Annotated in this window: 13 protein-coding genes; 7 read left to right on the forward strand and 6 right to left on the reverse strand. The window is 53.6% G+C overall.

What is annotated here, in order from left to right:
- Positions 1 to 91 precede the first annotated feature (91 nt).
- The 4 genes from rplM (at position 92) to sspB (ending at position 2,422) form a co-directional block, all read left to right on the forward strand.
- Positions 92 to 520 (forward strand): 50S ribosomal protein L13, encoded by a 429-nt coding sequence (gene rplM / locus JL661_RS03155; protein WP_004236344.1) that lies wholly within the window; start codon positions 92 to 94, stop codon positions 518 to 520.
- 15 nt (positions 521 to 535) lie between these two features.
- A complete protein-coding gene (gene rpsI / locus JL661_RS03160; protein ID WP_015422974.1) occupies positions 536 to 928 on the forward strand; it encodes a 30S ribosomal protein S9 in 393 nt (130 codons plus the stop codon).
- 348 nt (positions 929 to 1,276) lie between these two features.
- Positions 1,277 to 1,927: a stringent starvation protein SspA gene (gene sspA, locus JL661_RS03165; RefSeq protein WP_004236347.1), complete on the forward strand. Its 651-nt coding sequence runs from the start codon at positions 1,277 to 1,279 to the stop codon at positions 1,925 to 1,927.
- 6 nt (positions 1,928 to 1,933) lie between these two features.
- Positions 1,934 to 2,422 (forward strand): ClpXP protease specificity-enhancing factor, encoded by a 489-nt coding sequence (gene sspB / locus JL661_RS03170; protein WP_004240493.1) that lies wholly within the window; start codon positions 1,934 to 1,936, stop codon positions 2,420 to 2,422.
- Between the two features lie 76 nt (positions 2,423 to 2,498).
- Here the strand turns inward: sspB and JL661_RS03175 are convergent, their stop codons facing one another.
- Positions 2,499 to 3,917 carry an FAD-dependent oxidoreductase gene (locus JL661_RS03175; RefSeq protein ID WP_036423943.1) on the reverse strand — a complete coding sequence of 473 codons (1,419 nt, stop codon included), beginning with the start codon at positions 3,915 to 3,917 and terminating at the stop codon, positions 2,499 to 2,501.
- An 11-nt stretch (positions 3,918 to 3,928) separates the two neighbouring features.
- Positions 3,929 to 8,386, reverse strand: coding sequence for a glutamate synthase large subunit (gene gltB / locus JL661_RS03180; RefSeq protein WP_062771915.1), 4,458 nt, complete (start codon positions 8,384 to 8,386; stop codon positions 3,929 to 3,931).
- A gap of 661 nt (positions 8,387 to 9,047) precedes the next feature.
- On the opposite strand from gltB, the gene arcB reads away from it, so the two are divergent.
- From arcB to mtgA, 3 genes are all read left to right on the forward strand, one after another.
- Complete coding sequence (arcB, locus tag JL661_RS03185; RefSeq protein WP_370598155.1) at positions 9,048 to 11,336, forward strand: aerobic respiration two-component sensor histidine kinase ArcB; 2,289 nt, start codon at positions 9,048 to 9,050, stop codon at positions 11,334 to 11,336.
- 241 nt (positions 11,337 to 11,577) lie between these two features.
- Entirely contained in the window at positions 11,578 to 12,228 is a 651-nt protein-coding gene (gene elbB, locus JL661_RS03190) for an isoprenoid biosynthesis glyoxalase ElbB (RefSeq protein WP_004236355.1), read from the forward strand.
- A 63-nt stretch (positions 12,229 to 12,291) separates the two neighbouring features.
- Positions 12,292 to 12,957 (forward strand): monofunctional biosynthetic peptidoglycan transglycosylase, encoded by a 666-nt coding sequence (gene mtgA, locus JL661_RS03195; RefSeq protein ID WP_370598019.1) that lies wholly within the window; start codon positions 12,292 to 12,294, stop codon positions 12,955 to 12,957.
- Between the two features lie 237 nt (positions 12,958 to 13,194).
- On the opposite strand, the gene dolP is transcribed toward mtgA, so the two are convergent.
- The 4 genes from dolP to JL661_RS03215 form a co-directional block, all read right to left on the reverse strand.
- A complete protein-coding gene (gene dolP, locus JL661_RS03200) occupies positions 13,195 to 13,767 on the reverse strand; it encodes a division/outer membrane stress-associated lipid-binding lipoprotein (protein WP_004236357.1) in 573 nt (190 codons plus the stop codon).
- Positions 13,768 to 13,776: 9 nt separating this feature from the next.
- Positions 13,777 to 14,367 carry a DnaA initiator-associating protein DiaA gene (gene diaA / locus JL661_RS03205; protein WP_004240488.1) on the reverse strand — a complete coding sequence of 197 codons (591 nt, stop codon included), beginning with the start codon at positions 14,365 to 14,367 and terminating at the stop codon, positions 13,777 to 13,779.
- Positions 14,368 to 14,401: 34 nt separating this feature from the next.
- The gene (locus JL661_RS03210; RefSeq protein ID WP_049243337.1) at positions 14,402 to 14,764 is read right to left on the reverse strand and encodes a YraN family protein; all 363 of its coding nucleotides are present in this window, start codon (positions 14,762 to 14,764) and stop codon (positions 14,402 to 14,404) included.
- 67 nt (positions 14,765 to 14,831) lie between these two features.
- A complete protein-coding gene (locus JL661_RS03215) occupies positions 14,832 to 16,586 on the reverse strand; it encodes a penicillin-binding protein activator (RefSeq protein ID WP_062771912.1) in 1,755 nt (584 codons plus the stop codon).
- Between the last annotated feature and the right edge of the window lie 34 nt (positions 16,587 to 16,620).

Raw genomic sequence — 16,620 nt, forward strand, 5'->3', positions numbered from 1 at the left:
AAGGGGTAGGTTTACTGGACAAGCGTCGTGTGAGCCTCAGTTTCTGAACATTGGTTCACCAACATGTAACTTATTTATTGGGTAAGCTTTAATGAAAACTTTTACAGCTAAACCAGAAAGCGTACAACGCGACTGGTTCGTTGTTGATGCAACCGGCAAAACTTTAGGCCGCCTTGCAACTGAATTAGCCCGCCGTCTGCGCGGTAAGCACAAAGCGGAATATACTCCTCACGTTGACACCGGTGATTACATCATCGTTCTGAACGCAGAAAAAGTTGCTGTAACCGGCAACAAGCGTACAGACAAAGTGTACTATCGCCACACTGGCTACGTTGGTGGTATTAAGCAAGCGACCTTCGAAGAGATGATCGCACGCCATCCTGAGCGCGTTATTGAAATCGCTGTGAAAGGCATGTTGCCGAAAGGCCCTCTGGGTCGTGCAATGTACCGTAAACTGAAAGTTTACGCAGGTAACGAGCACAATCACGCGGCACAGCAACCGCAAGTTCTGGACATTTAATCGGGATTATAGGCAATGGCTGAAAATCAATACTACGGCACTGGTCGCCGCAAAAGTTCATCCGCTCGTGTCTTTATTAAGCCGGGTAGTGGTAACATCGTCATCAACCAACGCAGCCTCGAAAACTATTTCGGCCGCGAAACAGCACGCATGGTAGTTCGCCAGCCGCTGGAACTGGTTGAAATGTTAGAAAAACTGGACCTGTACATCACTGTTAAAGGTGGTGGTATCTCTGGTCAGGCAGGCGCAATCCGTCACGGTATCACCCGTGCTCTGATGGCGTACGACGAATCTCTGCGTTCTGAGCTGCGTAAAGCAGGCTTCGTAACGCGTGATGCACGTGAAGTTGAACGTAAAAAAGTGGGTCTGCGCAAAGCACGTCGCCGTCCACAGTTCTCCAAACGTTAATCACTGGTTTCGTTGGAATACAAAAAACCCGCCATCGGCGGGTTTTTTTTATAACCGTATAACTGCCGCAAATTATCCCGACATAACCTGTAATTTCATGTTTATTTCATGAATCTGTCCCTGTTAACCCCCATTTTTAGTGTTTTTGAATGATTTTTTGCCCTGACTCACCCTAAGTTGAGCAAAATCTGGTAAACTGGCACAAACATTTTTCTCGCCCCTGAACACACTGCCGCGCGCCCGGATTGGCGCGCTGTGGTTTTCTTTCCCGGATTCAGTGAGAGATTACAGGTAGGAATGGCGTAGTGCGCTGTTCATTCCTTTATTTTGATAAACTTGGAGGTTTTCATGGCTGTCGCTGCCAACAAACGTTCGGTAATGACTCTGTTCTCCGGCCCGACCGATATTTTCAGCCACCAGGTACGGATTGTACTGGCGGAAAAAGGGGTAAGTTTTGAAATTGAGCATGTCGAAGCAGGCAATCTGCCACAAGACCTGATCGATCTGAACCCATACCAGACGGTACCGACACTCGTGGATCGCGAGCTGACCTTATATGATTCACGTATTATCATGGAATACCTTGATGAGCGTTTCCCGCATCCGCCGCTGATGCCTGTTTACCCGGTGATGCGTGCGCAGAGCCGTGTGATGATGCACCGCATCGAGCAGGACTGGTACTCGCTGATGAATAAAATTGAAAAAGGCTCTGCCCAGGAAGCGAACCAGGCCCGCAAACAGTTAACGGAAGAGCTGGTTGCTGTCTCGCCGGTATTCAAAGAATACGCGTATTTCATGAATGAAGAATTCAGCCTGGTGGACTGCTATCTGTCTCCGCTGTTATGGCGTCTGCCGGTACTGGGTATCGACCTGTCCGCACGTCCGTCTTCTGATACCAAACACCTGCAGTTCTACATGCAGCGCGTGTTTGAGCGTGACTCTTTCCTGGCTTCCCTGACGGAAGCTGAGCGTGAGATGCGTTTACAGTCACGGGGTTAACCGCTGATGGATATTCAGGAATTAACACCGCGCCGCCCTTATCTGCTGCGGGCGCACTATGAATGGTTACTGGATAATGAACTGACACCCCATCTGGTGGTGGATGTGAACACCCCCGGTGTGAATGTGCCGATGGAGTATGCTCAGGATGGTCAGATTGTCCTGAATATTGCACCGCGCGCTGTGGGTAATCTGGAAATGACCAACGAGTGGGTCGGTTTTAATGCCCGTTTCGGCGGTGTTCCGCGCCAGGTGGATGTGCCGATGGCTGCCATTATTGCGGTCTACGCCCGTGAAAACGGTGCCGGGATGATGTTTGAGCCGGAAGTGGCTTATGAGGCTGCGGAAGAAGAAGATATTCTGACTCCGGCAGTGGATAACATCACCCTGATCCACGACGAACCGGTAAAACCGGCGGAAGAAAGCACCGACGGGGATGACCCGGAGCCGCCGAAACCACCGCGTGGCCGTCCGAACTTACGTGTCGTGAAGTAACAGACCGATAAATAAAAAAGACCGCGAAAGCGGTCTTTTTTGCATTTAAGGCAGCATGATCAGGTAATTACTCTGCTCATACGTGCAGATAATCGAGAATACTTTCTGCCGCCCGGCGGCCTTCGGCAATGGCGGTAACCACCAGATCCGAGCCGCGTACCACATCCCCGCCGGCAAAAATACCGCTGACGGAGGTTTCAAACGGATAAGTTGCCTGTGCCGGGGCGCTGATCCGGCCCTGCTGATCCCGTGTGACACTGAGAGCGTCCAGCCACGGCATCGCGTGCGGCCGGAAACCGAACGCGATAATGACCGCATCGGCATCAATAACAAAGGCGGAATTATCATCCGTTTCAATCTGACGGCGGCCGCTGCTGTCCGCATCACCCAACCGGGTGGTTAATACGCGGACACCACAGGCGTTACCCGTTGCATCGGTTTCAATGGCGGATGGCTGACAGTTAAAACGGAAATTAACCCCTTCCTCTTTGGCATTTTTCACCTCACGGCGCGAGCCCGGCATGTTCTCCTCATCCCGGCGGTACACACAGGTCACTTCTGCAGCACCCTGACGGATGGCGGTCCGCAGGCAATCCATTGCCGTATCTCCGCCGCCGAGTACCACGACGCGTTTATTCTTCAGGTCAATAAACGGAGCGGAATCATCATCCGGCAACCCCATCACCTGACGGGTATTGCCGATCAGATACGGCAGGGCGCTGTACACCCCGGCGGCATCTTCATTTTTCAGCCCGCCGCCCATCGGCTGATAGGTGCCCGCACCAATAAAGACGGCATCATAATTCTGCTGTAACTCACTGAGCGTGATCTCTTTTCCGATCTCGGTATTCAGCTGAAACTCCACGCCCATCTCTGTGAACAGCTCACGGCGGCGCTGCATAATGGATTTTTCCAGCTTAAACGACGGAATACCGAAGGTGAGAAGCCCGCCGATTTCCGGGTGTTTATCAAACACCACCGGGGTTACGCCGTTGCGGATCAGCACATCGGCACAGGCCAGCCCGGCAGGACCGGCGCCAATCACCGCGACCTTTCTTCCGGTCGGACGGACAGCGGAGAGATCCGGTTTCCAGCCCATCTCAAAGGCTTTATCGGTGATATAACGTTCAATATTGCCGATGGTGACCGCGCCAAACTCGTCATGCAGGGTACAGGCACCTTCGCACAACCGATCCTGCGGACACACCCGGCCGCACACTTCCGGCAGGCTGTTGGTCTGGTGTGACAGCTCTGCGGCCTCAATAATCCGGCCTTCCTCCGCCAGCCGCAGCCAGTTGGGGATATAGTTATGTACCGGGCATTTCCATTCACAGTACGGATTACCACAGCCGAGGCAGCGGGTCGCCTGCTCTTTCACCTGCGGCGGCGAAAACGGCTCATAAATCTCGATAAATTCGGTTTTACGGAGTGCCAGCGGCAGCTTTTGCGGATCCGTACGCTGTAATTCAATAAACTGATAAACATTGCGGCTCATCTTGATTCCCCTTACTGTGCCCGGATCCGTAATTCAGTGTCTGCGTGGCGGGTTACCCCGGCAAGTGCATAAATATCCGCAGATTTCGGCTTGACGAGGATAAACCGCCCGGCCTGCTCTGTCCAATCTCTGAGAAGTGCGTCTGCTCTGGCGGAACCGGTCAGGCGGCGGTGGTCTTCCAGCATGCCGCGCAAATGTTCCTGCAGAACCGGCAGCCCGCTGATATCGCGGGTTTCCGCCATTTCAGGATTGACATGTCCGGCGGCGGTGCCGTCCTCATCATAGAGATAAGCGAATCCGCCGGTCATCCCGGCCGCGAAGTTAATTCCGGTTTTGCCGAGCACACAGACAATCCCGCCGGTCATATATTCACAGCCGTTATCACCGACGCCTTCGACCACCGCCAGTGCGCCGGAGTTACGGACAGCAAAGCGCTCTCCGGCACGGCCTGCGGCATAGAGTTTGCCGCCGGTGGCACCATACAGACAGGTATTTCCGGCAATTGTGGTGTCGTGAGCGGCAAAGGCAGAACCCGGATGCGGATGCAGAACAATCTGCCCGCCCGCCATGCCTTTACCGACATAGTCGTTGGCATCGCCCGTGAGCGTCAGTTCAATCCCGGCGGCATTCCAGACCCCGAAACTCTGCCCGGCGGTGCCGGTAAAATGCAGTTTCAGCGGCGAGGCGGCGATCCCGCTGTTGCCGTACAATTCCGCCACAAAGCCGGAGAGCGCAGCCCCCACCGAGCGGTCGGTATTGCGGATATCATAATAAAAGGCACGGGATTGCTGTGTCTGCACACAGGTCCGGGTATCTTCCAGGATGCGGCGGTTCAGTTCCCCCTTATCAAACGGCGGGTTAGTTTGAGAGCAGAACAGTGCCGCACCTTCATGCGGTACCGGAGAGACCAGTAAATCGGACAAATCCAGTTTCTGCTGCCGGGCAGTGGTGCCTTCAATTCTGACCAGCAAATCAGTACGGCCGATAAGGTCGGTCAGTTTTCTCACACCCAGTTGCGCCATCAGCTCACGGGTTTCCTGTGCAATAAAGCGGAAATAGTTCATTACCCGCTCCGGCAGGCCGTGATAGTGATCGCGGCGCAGCGTTTCATCCTGGGTTGCCACGCCGGTGGCGCAGTTATTCAGGTGGCAGATACGCAGATATTTGCAGCCGAGGGCAACCATCGGGCCGGTGCCGAAACCGAAGCTCTCCGCGCCGAGAATGGCGGCTTTAATGATATCCAGCCCGGTTTTCAGTCCGCCATCTGTCTGTAAGCGGATTTTATGGCGCAGACCGTTGCTCACCAGTGCCTGCTGGGCTTCTGCCAGCCCCAGCTCCCACGGGGTACCCGCGTATTTGACAGAGGTGAGCGGACTGGCGCCGGTGCCGCCGTCATATCCCGAAATGGTGATGAAATCGGCATAGGCTTTGGCCACACCGGTAGCAATGGTGCCGACGCCCGGTTCAGAGACCAGTTTGACGGAAATCAGTGCTTCCGGATTGACCTGTTTGAGATCGAAAATCAGCTGTGCCAGGTCTTCGATAGAGTAAATATCATGGTGCGGCGGCGGGGAAATCAGGGTGACGCCGGGCACCGAATAGCGCAGCGAGGCGATATACGGCGTGACTTTATCTCCCGGCAACTGGCCGCCTTCGCCGGGTTTTGCGCCCTGTGCCACTTTGATCTGGATAACCCGCGCGCTGCGCAGATACCCCGGTGTCACACCAAAGCGGCCGGAGGCCACCTGTTTGATTTTAGAGTTTTTTTCTGTGCCGAACCGCGCCGGGTCTTCTCCGCCTTCGCCTGAATTGGAGCTGCCGCCGAGCCGGTTCATGGCGACAGCCAGTGCCTCATGGGCTTCCGGGCTGAGGGCACCGATAGACATGGCGGCGGTATCAAAGCGGGAAAACAGGGATTCAGCCGATTCAGTTTCATCAATGCTGATGGGGTGCGTGTCCGTGCGCAGTGCCAGCAAATCGCGCAGCATAGCCGCCGGACGACCGTTTACCAGGGCAGCATAATGCTGATAATCCGCATAATGTCCGCTGTGAACCGCTTTTTGCAATGTTGCGATCACATCCGGGTTATAAGCATGATATTCACTGTTATGAATGTATTTCAGCAAACCGCCCGCATCGAGTGGTTTGCGCGGCAGCCAGGCGAGGCGGGACAGATTATGCAGATCCTGCTGAAAATCACTGAAATCCGCGCCGCCGATCCGGTTCGGTACACCCCGGAAGCAGAGCTCTGCCACAGAATCACTCAGGCCGACTGCTTCAAACAGTTTGGCACAGCGGTAGGAGGAGACAGCAGAGATCCCCATTTTGGACATGATTTTATACAGTCCTTTGTTGATACCGTTGCGGTAGTTGAGCAATACCTGTGCCGGTGAGTGCGTGAGGACGTTATCACTGCACAGTTTCAGCAGGGATTCACAGGCAAGATAAGGGTAAATGGCGGTGGCACCGAATCCGAGCAGCACAGCAAAATGATGCGGGTCACGGGCACCGGCGGTTTCGGCGATGATATTGGCGTCACAGCGCAGGCTCTGGCTGACCAGCCGTTGCTGTACCGCGCCTACCGCCATCGATGCCGGGATCGGCAGGGTGTCCGGGGAAATCTGCCGGTCACTCAGTACCACCAGTACAGTACCGGCGCGGACAGCGGCTTCCGCATTATCACACAGGGTGCGGATCGCCTGTTCCAGTGTGGTTTCCCGCGGATCAAAACAGAGTGACAGATGTTCTGCACGGTAATAATCCGGATCACGGCTCAGTAATTGTTCGAAATCCGTGTGCATCAGCACCGGTGAGGCCATACTCAGCCGGTGTGCCTGGCCTTCCGCTTCGCAGAAGACATTCATTTCCCGGCCGATGCTGGTGGCGAGCGACATAACATGGGCTTCCCGCAGCGGATCGACCGGCGGGTTGGTTACCTGGGCAAACTGCTGGCGGAAATAGTCATAAATCAGGCGCGGGCGGGCGGAGAGTACCGCAAACGGGGTATCATCCCCCATTGAGCCTACCGCTTCCTGGCCGTTTTCCCCCAGCACCCGCAGAACCTGCTCCAGCTCTTCCAGGGTGTACCCGAACTGTTTCTGATACACCGCCAGTTGTGCATCACCGAAGGCGCGCTGCGGCGGTGTTTTATTCATCAGATCCTGATACGGCGTGAGCCGCACAACATTTTTCTCCAGCCACGCCTTGTACGGATGACGGGTTTTGAGATCGTTATCGGTCTCGCGGGTATGCAGAATGCGGCCTTCCTGTGTATCAATCACCAGCAGTTCCCCCGGCCCGACCCGGCCTTTTTCCGTGACCTCATCCGGCTGGTAATCCCAGATACCGATCTCAGAGGCGCAGGTGATCAGTTTGTCTGTGGTAATGACATAGCGGGCAGGGCGCAGCCCGTTGCGGTCGAGGTTACAGGCGGCATAGCGCCCGTCAGAGATAACAATCCCGGCCGGGCCGTCCCACGGCTCCATATGCATGGAGTTAAAATCAAAAAAGGCGCGCAGATCATCATCCATATCCGGGTGATTCTGCCAGGCAGGCGGTACCAGCAGCCGCATGGCACGCACCAGATCCATTCCGCCGTTAAGAAACAGTTCCAGCATATTATCCAGTGAGCTGGAATCCGAACCGGTTTCATTAACAAACGGGGCGGCGGTGATGAGATCCGGGATCAGCGGCGTGCGGAATTTGTAAGCACGGGCACGTGCCCATTCGCGGTTACCGGTGATAGTGTTGATTTCGCCGTTATGAGCGAGATAGCGGAAAGGCTGTGCCAGCGGCCAGCGCGGAACAGTATTGGTTGAAAAGCGCTGGTGAAACAGACAGATAGCAGATTCCATTCTTAAATCGGCCAGATCCGGATAAAAACGCGGCAGATCGGCGGCCATGCACAACCCTTTATAAATCGTCACCAGATTGGACAGGCTGCAGACATAAAAATCCGGGTCGCTGATGCGCTTTTCAATCCGGCGGCGCGCCATAAACAGGCGGCGTTCCAGATCCCGTGCCCGCCAGCCTGCGGGAGCATTGATAAAGACCTGCTCAATCTGCGGCATACCGGCGAGGGCGATTTCGCCGAGGATCTCCGGTCTGACCGGCACTTTACGCCAGCCTGCGATAAACAGTGTTTCGTCCGCCAGCTCTTCTTCGATAATATCGCGGCAGGCTTGTGCAATGACCGGATCCTGACTGAGAAACAGCATCCCGACTGCATAATTACGCGCCAGCCGCCATTCATTCTCTGCAGCAATCATCTGAAAGAAGCGATCGGGTTTTTGTAATAACAAACCGCAGCCGTCCCCGGTTTTGCCGTCGGCGAGGATCGCACCGCGGTGCTGCATCCGCGCCAGCCCGCTGATGGCAGTACGCACGACTTTGTGGCTGGGTTGTCCTTCGAGGTGGGCAATCAGGCCGAAACCGCAGTTGTCCTTATCCTGTGACGGGTTATAAAGCATAAGTGGCCCCTTTTGCATGTCTCACATTAGGCCGCATTTCTGCGGCAAAGCTGTTTCCGGGCCTCAGTCAGCCCTGCTGACGACAGATATCTCAGCAAAGGGTATTGTGATGTGTGTTTGTGCCGCGACCGGCAAGCGAATAATTATTATATCGGTGCTGACCACAGGTGATCCGGAACGTCGTTTTTCAACTTACCGGGAAATACGGTGACGGTCAAATATCAGGTAACTGACAGTATGTGAGCATGGTTTTTGCGATAATTTAATGAAAAAAAACTATTTTCAGGATTTTAATCCGCTGTTTCCGCAACCGGAGTACCGATTTTTTGTGTGATGTACATCACTATTTTTTGCGGGTTATTACCGCGCAGCATGGGCATTTTTATTTATAACCTGATTTTATCTGCTCTGTTTCTGCTAATTTGCAGATAAATGTCGTGTTTTTAATTTTATTCAGATAAAAAAACAGTACCGGGTGGTAATCCGGCCATATTATCCGGCTGAGGATGCCTGTAACGCCGGCTGATTTGATTTTTTACTTAATCCGCGCCGGAAACGCTGTGATCCGCCAATTTTACGTTATGATACTAACCCTCATTCAGCGGGTGGAGCAGGTATGAAATTGCTACGCGGTTTAGCACAATATTATGTTGATTTACTGATGAAACTGGGCCTGGTCCGGTTTTCGTTATTGCTGGCATCGGGACTGGTGGTGCTGGCGATGGTGGTGCAGATTGCTGTCACCATGCTGCTTCAGGGGGAAGTACAGAGCATTGACCTGGTGCGCTCTGTCTTCTTCGGCCTGCTGATCACGCCGTGGGCGGTCTATTTTATGTCTGTGGTGGTTGAACAGCTGGAGGAATCCCGCCAGCGCCTGTCCAGACTGGTCAGTAAACTGGAAGTGATGCGCAAGCGGGATCTCGAACTCAATGAACAGCTGAAAGAGAACATTACCCAACTGAATCAGGAGATTACCGAGCGCGAAAAAGTTGAGGATGAACAGGTTGTTCTGCTGGATAAACTGAAGAAAGAGATCAGCCGCCGCGAACAGACCCAGCTCGAATTTGAACAGCAATCTGTCCTGCTGCGCTCCTTCCTTGATGCTTCGCCGGACCTGGTGTATTACCGCAATGAGAAAAATGAGTTTTCCGGCTGTAACCGCGCGATGGAACTGCTTACCGGCCGCAGTGAAAAACTGCTGCGCGGCCTGACCCCGCGCGATATTTATGAACCGGAAATCGCTGATAAGGTGATGGAAACGGATGAAAAAGTGTTCCGTCATAATGTTTCGCTCACCTATGAGCAGTGGCTGGTCTACCCGGACGGACGCAAAGCCTGCTTTGAGCTGCGCAAAGTACCGTTCTATGACAGTGTCGGCAAACGCCACGGCCTGATGGGCTTTGGTCGTGATATCACTGAGCGCAAGCGTTATCAGGAAGCGATTGAAAACGCCAGCCGTGAGAAAACCACCTTTATCTCCACCATCAGTCACGAACTGCGTACGCCACTGAACGGGATTGTCGGGCTGAGCCGCATTCTGCTGGATACGGATCTCAATCCGGAACAGGAAAACTACCTGAAAACCATTCATGTCAGCGCCGTCACCCTCGGCAATATCTTCAATGACGTGATTGAGATGGACAAACTGGAGCGGCGCAATGTCCGCCTCGATACCCAGCCGGTCAATTTCACCGAATTTATTTCTGATCTGGAAAACCTGTCCGGGCTGCTGGTGCAGCCGAAAGGGCTGCAGTTCACTCTCGACCTGATCCAGCCGGTACCGTCTGTGATCATGGCGGATGGCACCCGTCTGCGCCAGATCCTGTGGAATCTTATCGGCAACGGCGTGAAGTTCACCCGCGAAGGCGGTATCACGGTGAAAGTGTGGCGTGAAGCCAATGATATGCTCTGCTTTGAGGTGCGGGATTCCGGTATCGGCATTCCGAAGGATGAGCTGGAAAAAATCTTCGCCATGTATTACCAGGTAACGGACAGCGCGGGCGGACGCCCTGCCACCGGTACCGGTATCGGCCTGGCGGTCTCCCGCCGTCTGGCGCAGGCGATGGGCGGTGATATCACCGTGACCAGTGAGCCGGGCAAAGGCTCCTGCTTCACGCTGTCGGTCTGTGCACCTGCACAGGAGGCTCCGGAGGAGGAGGAAGATGACGGCCTGCTGCTGCCGGCCCTGAATATCCTGCTGGTGGAGGATATCGAGCTGAATGTGGTGGTGGCGCGCTCTGTCCTGGAGAAACTGGGGAACACGGTGGATGTCGCGATGAACGGCCGTGACGCGCTGGCGATGTTCTCACCGGAGGAGTACGACCTTGTGCTGCTGGATATTCAGCTGCCGGATATGAGCGGACTGGATATCGCCCGTGAGCTGCATCAGCGTTATCAGGCGGATGATTTACCGCCGCTGGTGGCACTGACCGCCAATGTGCTGAAGGATAAAAAAGAGTATCTGGACGCCGGTATGGATGACGTGCTGAGCAAACCTCTCGCTGTGGGCGCTCTGACGCAGATGATAGCGAAATTCTGGGGAGACGGTAGTGAGGCACTGCCTGCGGAGGAAAGCGGCTCAGCGGCGTCTGAGGACGTGTATGCGCAGTCACTGGATCTGGAGATGCTGAATCAGTACATCGAACTGGTGGGACCGAAACTGATTGAAGACAGCCTGGATGTGTTTGAAAAAATGATGCCGGGCTATCTGGCGATCCTCAATTCCAACATGGTGGCGAAAGACCGCAAAGGCATTGCGGAAGAGGGACATAAAATCAAAGGCGCCGCCGGGTCAGTCGGGCTTATCCATCTGCGGCAGGTTGCACAGCAGATTCAGTCACCGGAATTACCGGCATGGGACGATAACGTGCAGGAGTGGGTCGATGAACTGAATCACGATTGGGAAAGTCAGGTGGGAATTTTAAGAAACTGGCTGGCAAATCGCAGGTAAAAAATAACCCCAACCGAGGTTGGGGTGCGCGAATACTGCGCCAACACCAGGGAAACTGGTTCACCCGCGACAACTATTTATCGTTATTTAGGCGAGTGATGAAATAGGCTCTTACATCATACAGGCTTCAACATAGCAAAGATAAGTATTTTTGTTACAAGATTCATTAAAAACTGTGATGAAGATTGGTGTTTGCACCTCTAAAGGGTTAAGCATTAATCTACTACAAAAGGAGTCAGATATGAAATCTGTTGGTATCGTTTTAAGCGGATGCGGTGTTTTCGACGGTAGTGAAATCCATGAATCCGTTCTTTCGCTGCTCAGTTTAACCCAATCCGGCGCACAGGTGTATTTTTTTGCACCGGATGAACCTCAACGCACTGTTATCAATCATCTTTCCGGTGAGGAAAAATCAGAAAAGCGCAATATGCTGGAAGAGTCAGCACGGATTTCACGCGGAGAAATCCGTCCGCTGGCCGAAGCGGATGCGTCACAGCTGGATGCACTGATTGTTCCGGGCGGTTTCGGTGCGGCAAAAAATCTGTGCGATTTTGCCGTAAAAGGTGCTGACTGCGAAATAGATAAATATTTTTTACTATTGACGCGTGGGATGTTATCTCAGGGCAAACCGATGGGATTTATGTGTATTGCACCGGTGATGATCCCGAAAATCGTTAATTCATCAGTACAACTTACCATTGGCAATGATTCTGATATTGCGGCGGCGATCGCGGAAATGGGCGGCGTACATGTCAATTGCACGGTGGATAATATCGTCGTAGATGAAACCCATAAAATCGTGACAACCCCAGCCTATATGCTGGCTGAGAATATCGCACAGGCACAGATCGGGATTGATAAACTCGTGAAGAAAGTGCTCGGAATGGCCTGATAAAGAATGAGGAAAATGATGGGGAGGATATTGCGGTTTCTGCGAAAAATAGTTGTTTTTGTTATGTTGTTATGGGTAACAATGATAATTTTGTTCGCGTTCCTCCCTGTCCCTTACTCTATGGTGATGCTGGAAAGGCAGCTTTCGGCATGGTCAACATTCAATTTTTCTTATGTCGCTCACAGTACATGGGCGGGTGAAGACGCTATTTCCCCGCAGATGAAGCTGGCGGTGATTGCGTCTGAGGATCAGAATTTCCCGCACCACCACGGTTTTGACTTTGGTGCTATCTCCGACGCACTGTCAAAAAGCGGTAAGAAAGGCAGGGCGGCACGCGGTGCATCCACACTGAGCCAGCAGACGGTCAAGAACCTGTTTCTGTGGGATGGCCGCAGCTGGGTACGAAAAGGGCTGGAAACGCTGCTGACGCCCGGTATTGAGCTGGTCTGGTCAAAGTCACGGATCCTGACGGTGTATCTCAATATCGCGGAGTTCGGGCCGGGAATTTTCGGTGCCGAAGCGGCGGCGCAGCACTTTTTCGGCAAAAGCGCGAAAAATCTGACGGCGGCTGAGGCTGCATTACTGGCTGCCGTGCTGCCGAATCCCCACCGGTTGCATGCGGATAAACCTTCCGCGTATCTCCGCCAGCGTCAGCAATGGATATTGCATCAGATGCAGTTGCTGGGCGGAACAACGTTCCTGAAGAAAAATAATCTGGCTGATAATTAGCCGCAGTATAATGAATTTATCTTACTGATTTGTTTTTTTACAAAAATGATAAGTAAATATAATAATGACCGTAGCTCAGACTGTTTTGGTATAATATTCTTATTATTTGTTATTTATTGATATATCCTGCATTTTATCTGCATTCAGGCGGATGAGCAGAAAGCAGGCATCCGGCACGGGCATAAAAAAACCTGACATTAAGTCAGGTTTCTTATCGGTTTCCGAAAGCAGACGGAATTAATTCAGCCAGGTAAAGGCGGTGGTGACTTTTTTCGCGCCATCCGTTTCACTGGCTACTTTCGCCGCGGCAGCCCCTTCCTGACGGGTAACCACCCCTAACAGGAAAATCTCACCGTTTTCAGTGATTACCTTGATATTCGCGGATTTTACCGCATCACTGGTCAGCAGCTTAGAACGGACTTTTGTCGTAATCCAGGCGTCTTTGGAGGCAGTCCCCAAATCAATCGGTGTTCCCTGGCGGACTTCGTTATACACCAGTTCGGTACCGTCCACTTTGGCGGCAATCTCTTTTGCCCGCCGAGCCAGAGAGAGATCTTCCGCCTGACCAATCAGCAGGACTTTCCCCTGATAAGCCACCGGAATAATCCGCTGCTGTTTGATATCTTTATCTTTATTGAGCTGGCCGCTGACACGGGCTTCCAGTGTGCCGTCATCGACCTGTGTGCCGACAGAACGGGGGTCTGATGCGGCTTTGGTCGCAACTGCCGCAGATCCGACAAGTGCTGCGCCGATACATCCCTGTAACAGTAACGCGCTGCAGATTAGTGCTGCCACGGGCACAATTCTCATAATATCTCCTTAGTCTTCCTGGTGGGGGAAAAGGGTATTGTCGATTAAATCACATAAACAATTCACCGTCAGCATATGCACTTCCTGTATGCGGACACTGTGCTGTGAGGGTACGCGGATTTCCGCATCACGCGGACCCAGCAGACCAGCCAGCTCCCCGCCGTCGTAGCCGGTCAGGGCCACAATGGTCATATCACGGGTCACCGCAGCTTCAACCGCTTTGATAATATTGCGGCTGTTGCCGTGTGTGGATATCGCCAGCAGCACATCACCGGTCTGGCCGATGGCGCGGACCTGCTTGGCATAAATTTCATCCTGCTGCCGGTTGGCGGCGATTGCGGTCATCACCACATTATCCGTATTCAGTGCCAGTGCGGGCAGGCTCGGGCGTTCGGTTTCAAACCGGTGGATCATACTGGTGGCGAAGCGCGAAGCTGTCGCCGCCGACCCGCCGTTACCGCAGCAGAGGATTTTATTGCCGTTGAGCAGCGACTGAACCATCATCATGGCCGCCCGGGAAATAGCATCCGGCAGGGCTTCTGCGGCTGCAATCTGCGTCTGAATACTTTCAGTAAAACACTGTTTAATTCTGTCTAACACGTATAAGTCCTGCTATCAGCAACGGATAACGACATTAACAAAAGTCGGCGTGACCAAAGGCATTTTTCAGCCAGTCGATATGGTCACCGGTTATGGCGCAAATGTCAAAACGGCAGTCACAGGTCAGCATACTCAGCTGTTGCTGAGATAACCAGCAGGAAGCCGCATAAAGTAAGCGGCGCTGTTTGGTTTTTGTGACACTGGCAGCCGCTCCGCCATAGTGTGCATTGCGGCGGTAGCGGACCTCGGTAAACACCCAGGTGCCGCTGTCCCGCATAATTAAATCAATTTCGCCCCGGCGGAAACGGACATTCTGCGCAACAAATGTCAGTCCCTGCTGTTCCAGCCAGCGCCGGGCAAATTGTTCATGACGACGGCCTGTCAGCCATGCAAGCATAAATACGTTCCCTGTATATCAGCAATATAAAGGTGACATCCTGTCACCTGTAAAATTCAGACAAAGACTAGTTTGCGGCACCCAGCGGGGCAAGATTACCCTGCTTAAACTCCAGCCACGGCAGGTGACGGTAAACGGTGCAGTTATCAGTGACAGTGATGTCTCCGCTGGCGCCATTCATGCGCAGAGTATGACGCTGCATATCACCGAACTGATTCGCCAGACGCCATGCATCCATGCCCATCGCATAGAGGCGGACACGGGTATAGTCGTTGCCGAATTTCCCGGCTGCCTGACTCAGTAACTGCGGATTACCGCCCGCAATCAGCGGGATATCTGTCAGTTTCAGCCCTTCCATTTCAAACTGAAAATCTTTGCCGGTTCCGGCTTTATTGCTGCGGGAGCTGGCATAAAACGCCGGGCGTCCGCGCGCACTGGTGGCAAATTCCAGCGCCGGTTTGATGTAAATCAGCTGATCAGAGGTGGCGATAATATAGACAGAGTCCACACCGCCGCTGACAGGCTGCGGCTGTACCACGGTACCGTCCGGCTGCGCTGCCGCTGATGAGGATGGCTGCACCGGCACGCCGGTCAGTGAAAGTGAACTGCCCGGATTGCCGGAGAAGGTCTGATGCAGTACCAAGCCACCACCATTTTTCTGCCACTCATCGGCAAAGCTTTGTGCGATCCGGCGGCCGAAGCTGTTATCCGGTGTCAGTACCAGAGGAGCAGTTTTATTATCCTGACGGATAAACTGTGCGGCGTTGCGGGCTTCATCTTCCGGTGAAAGTGAGAAGTAGCAGACATTCGGACGGGCGATTGGTGTATCTAATTCATTGAGCGCCAGAATGTTCAGCGGGGTGTTTGCGGTTGCCAGTGTGGCCACATCCCCTTTGAGCAGCGGCCCGACAATCAGGTCCATGCCGTCAGCCTGTGCCTGCGCCAGCAGAGTTGCCAGCGGTTTGCTGTCGGTATCATAGATTTTCACGTCAGTGACAGTGCGGGACTCGCCGCTGTACGGCAGTGCCTGCGGGGCAGATACCGGACTTGCGGCGGTTGCGCCGTCTGCGGTGCTGTCATTTGACGGTGCACCGTTTGCTTCATCCGGTGCGGTGATATCTTTATCCGGATCTGCCGGGCTGAGGGTGGTCTGTGCCGGAACGGCGCTGACCGGCTGTGCGGCCGGAACATCAGCAACCCGGTAACCGGTACTGTATACCGCGCCGTTTTGTGCATCAGTAAAGCCCTGACGGATAGCATCACCCATCAGTTTCGCCTGGCCGCTCAGCGGCAGGAACAGGGCAACGCGGGCATTTTTACCGGTCTGGCCGTAGGTGCTGCTCAGGGTCTGGATAAGGTCCTGCGGCAGGGATTTGGCGGCCGGGTTATCCGGGTAACGGATTTGCCAGTCACCCAGTGCGGCGGAAAGCGCTTTCAGATCCTGCTGGTTGTTCTGATACAGAATAAGCAGATCAACCCAGCCCTGTAAGACGCTTTCATCAGCGTTAACCTGAATGTTATTGCGCTCTTCGGGGGTAAAACGTGTTAGCATCAGCCAGGTTTCATCAATATTCTGCTGATGTGCATCCGGATCAGTGAGCAGCGGCTCCTGAGCGATATAAGCACGGATTGCGTCAACGGACGGCTTTCCGGCGGCTGCATCAATAATCTTCTGATATTGCTGAACCTGTGTTTCCGGCTGGCCTTTGCCGGCTGTGCCCGCATGCCGGTTCTCAAGTGTACAGCCTGAGAGAACCAGCGTGGAAAAGAGTGCGGTACAAAGTAATTGCCTGCGGTAACGCGATAAAGTTAAGGAAAACATACTGTACCCGGTTATAGTTTTCTGAAAGCTCAAT

This window comes from Morganella morganii, from assembly GCF_019243775.1.
Lineage (GTDB): Bacteria > Pseudomonadota > Gammaproteobacteria > Enterobacterales > Enterobacteriaceae > Morganella > Morganella morganii.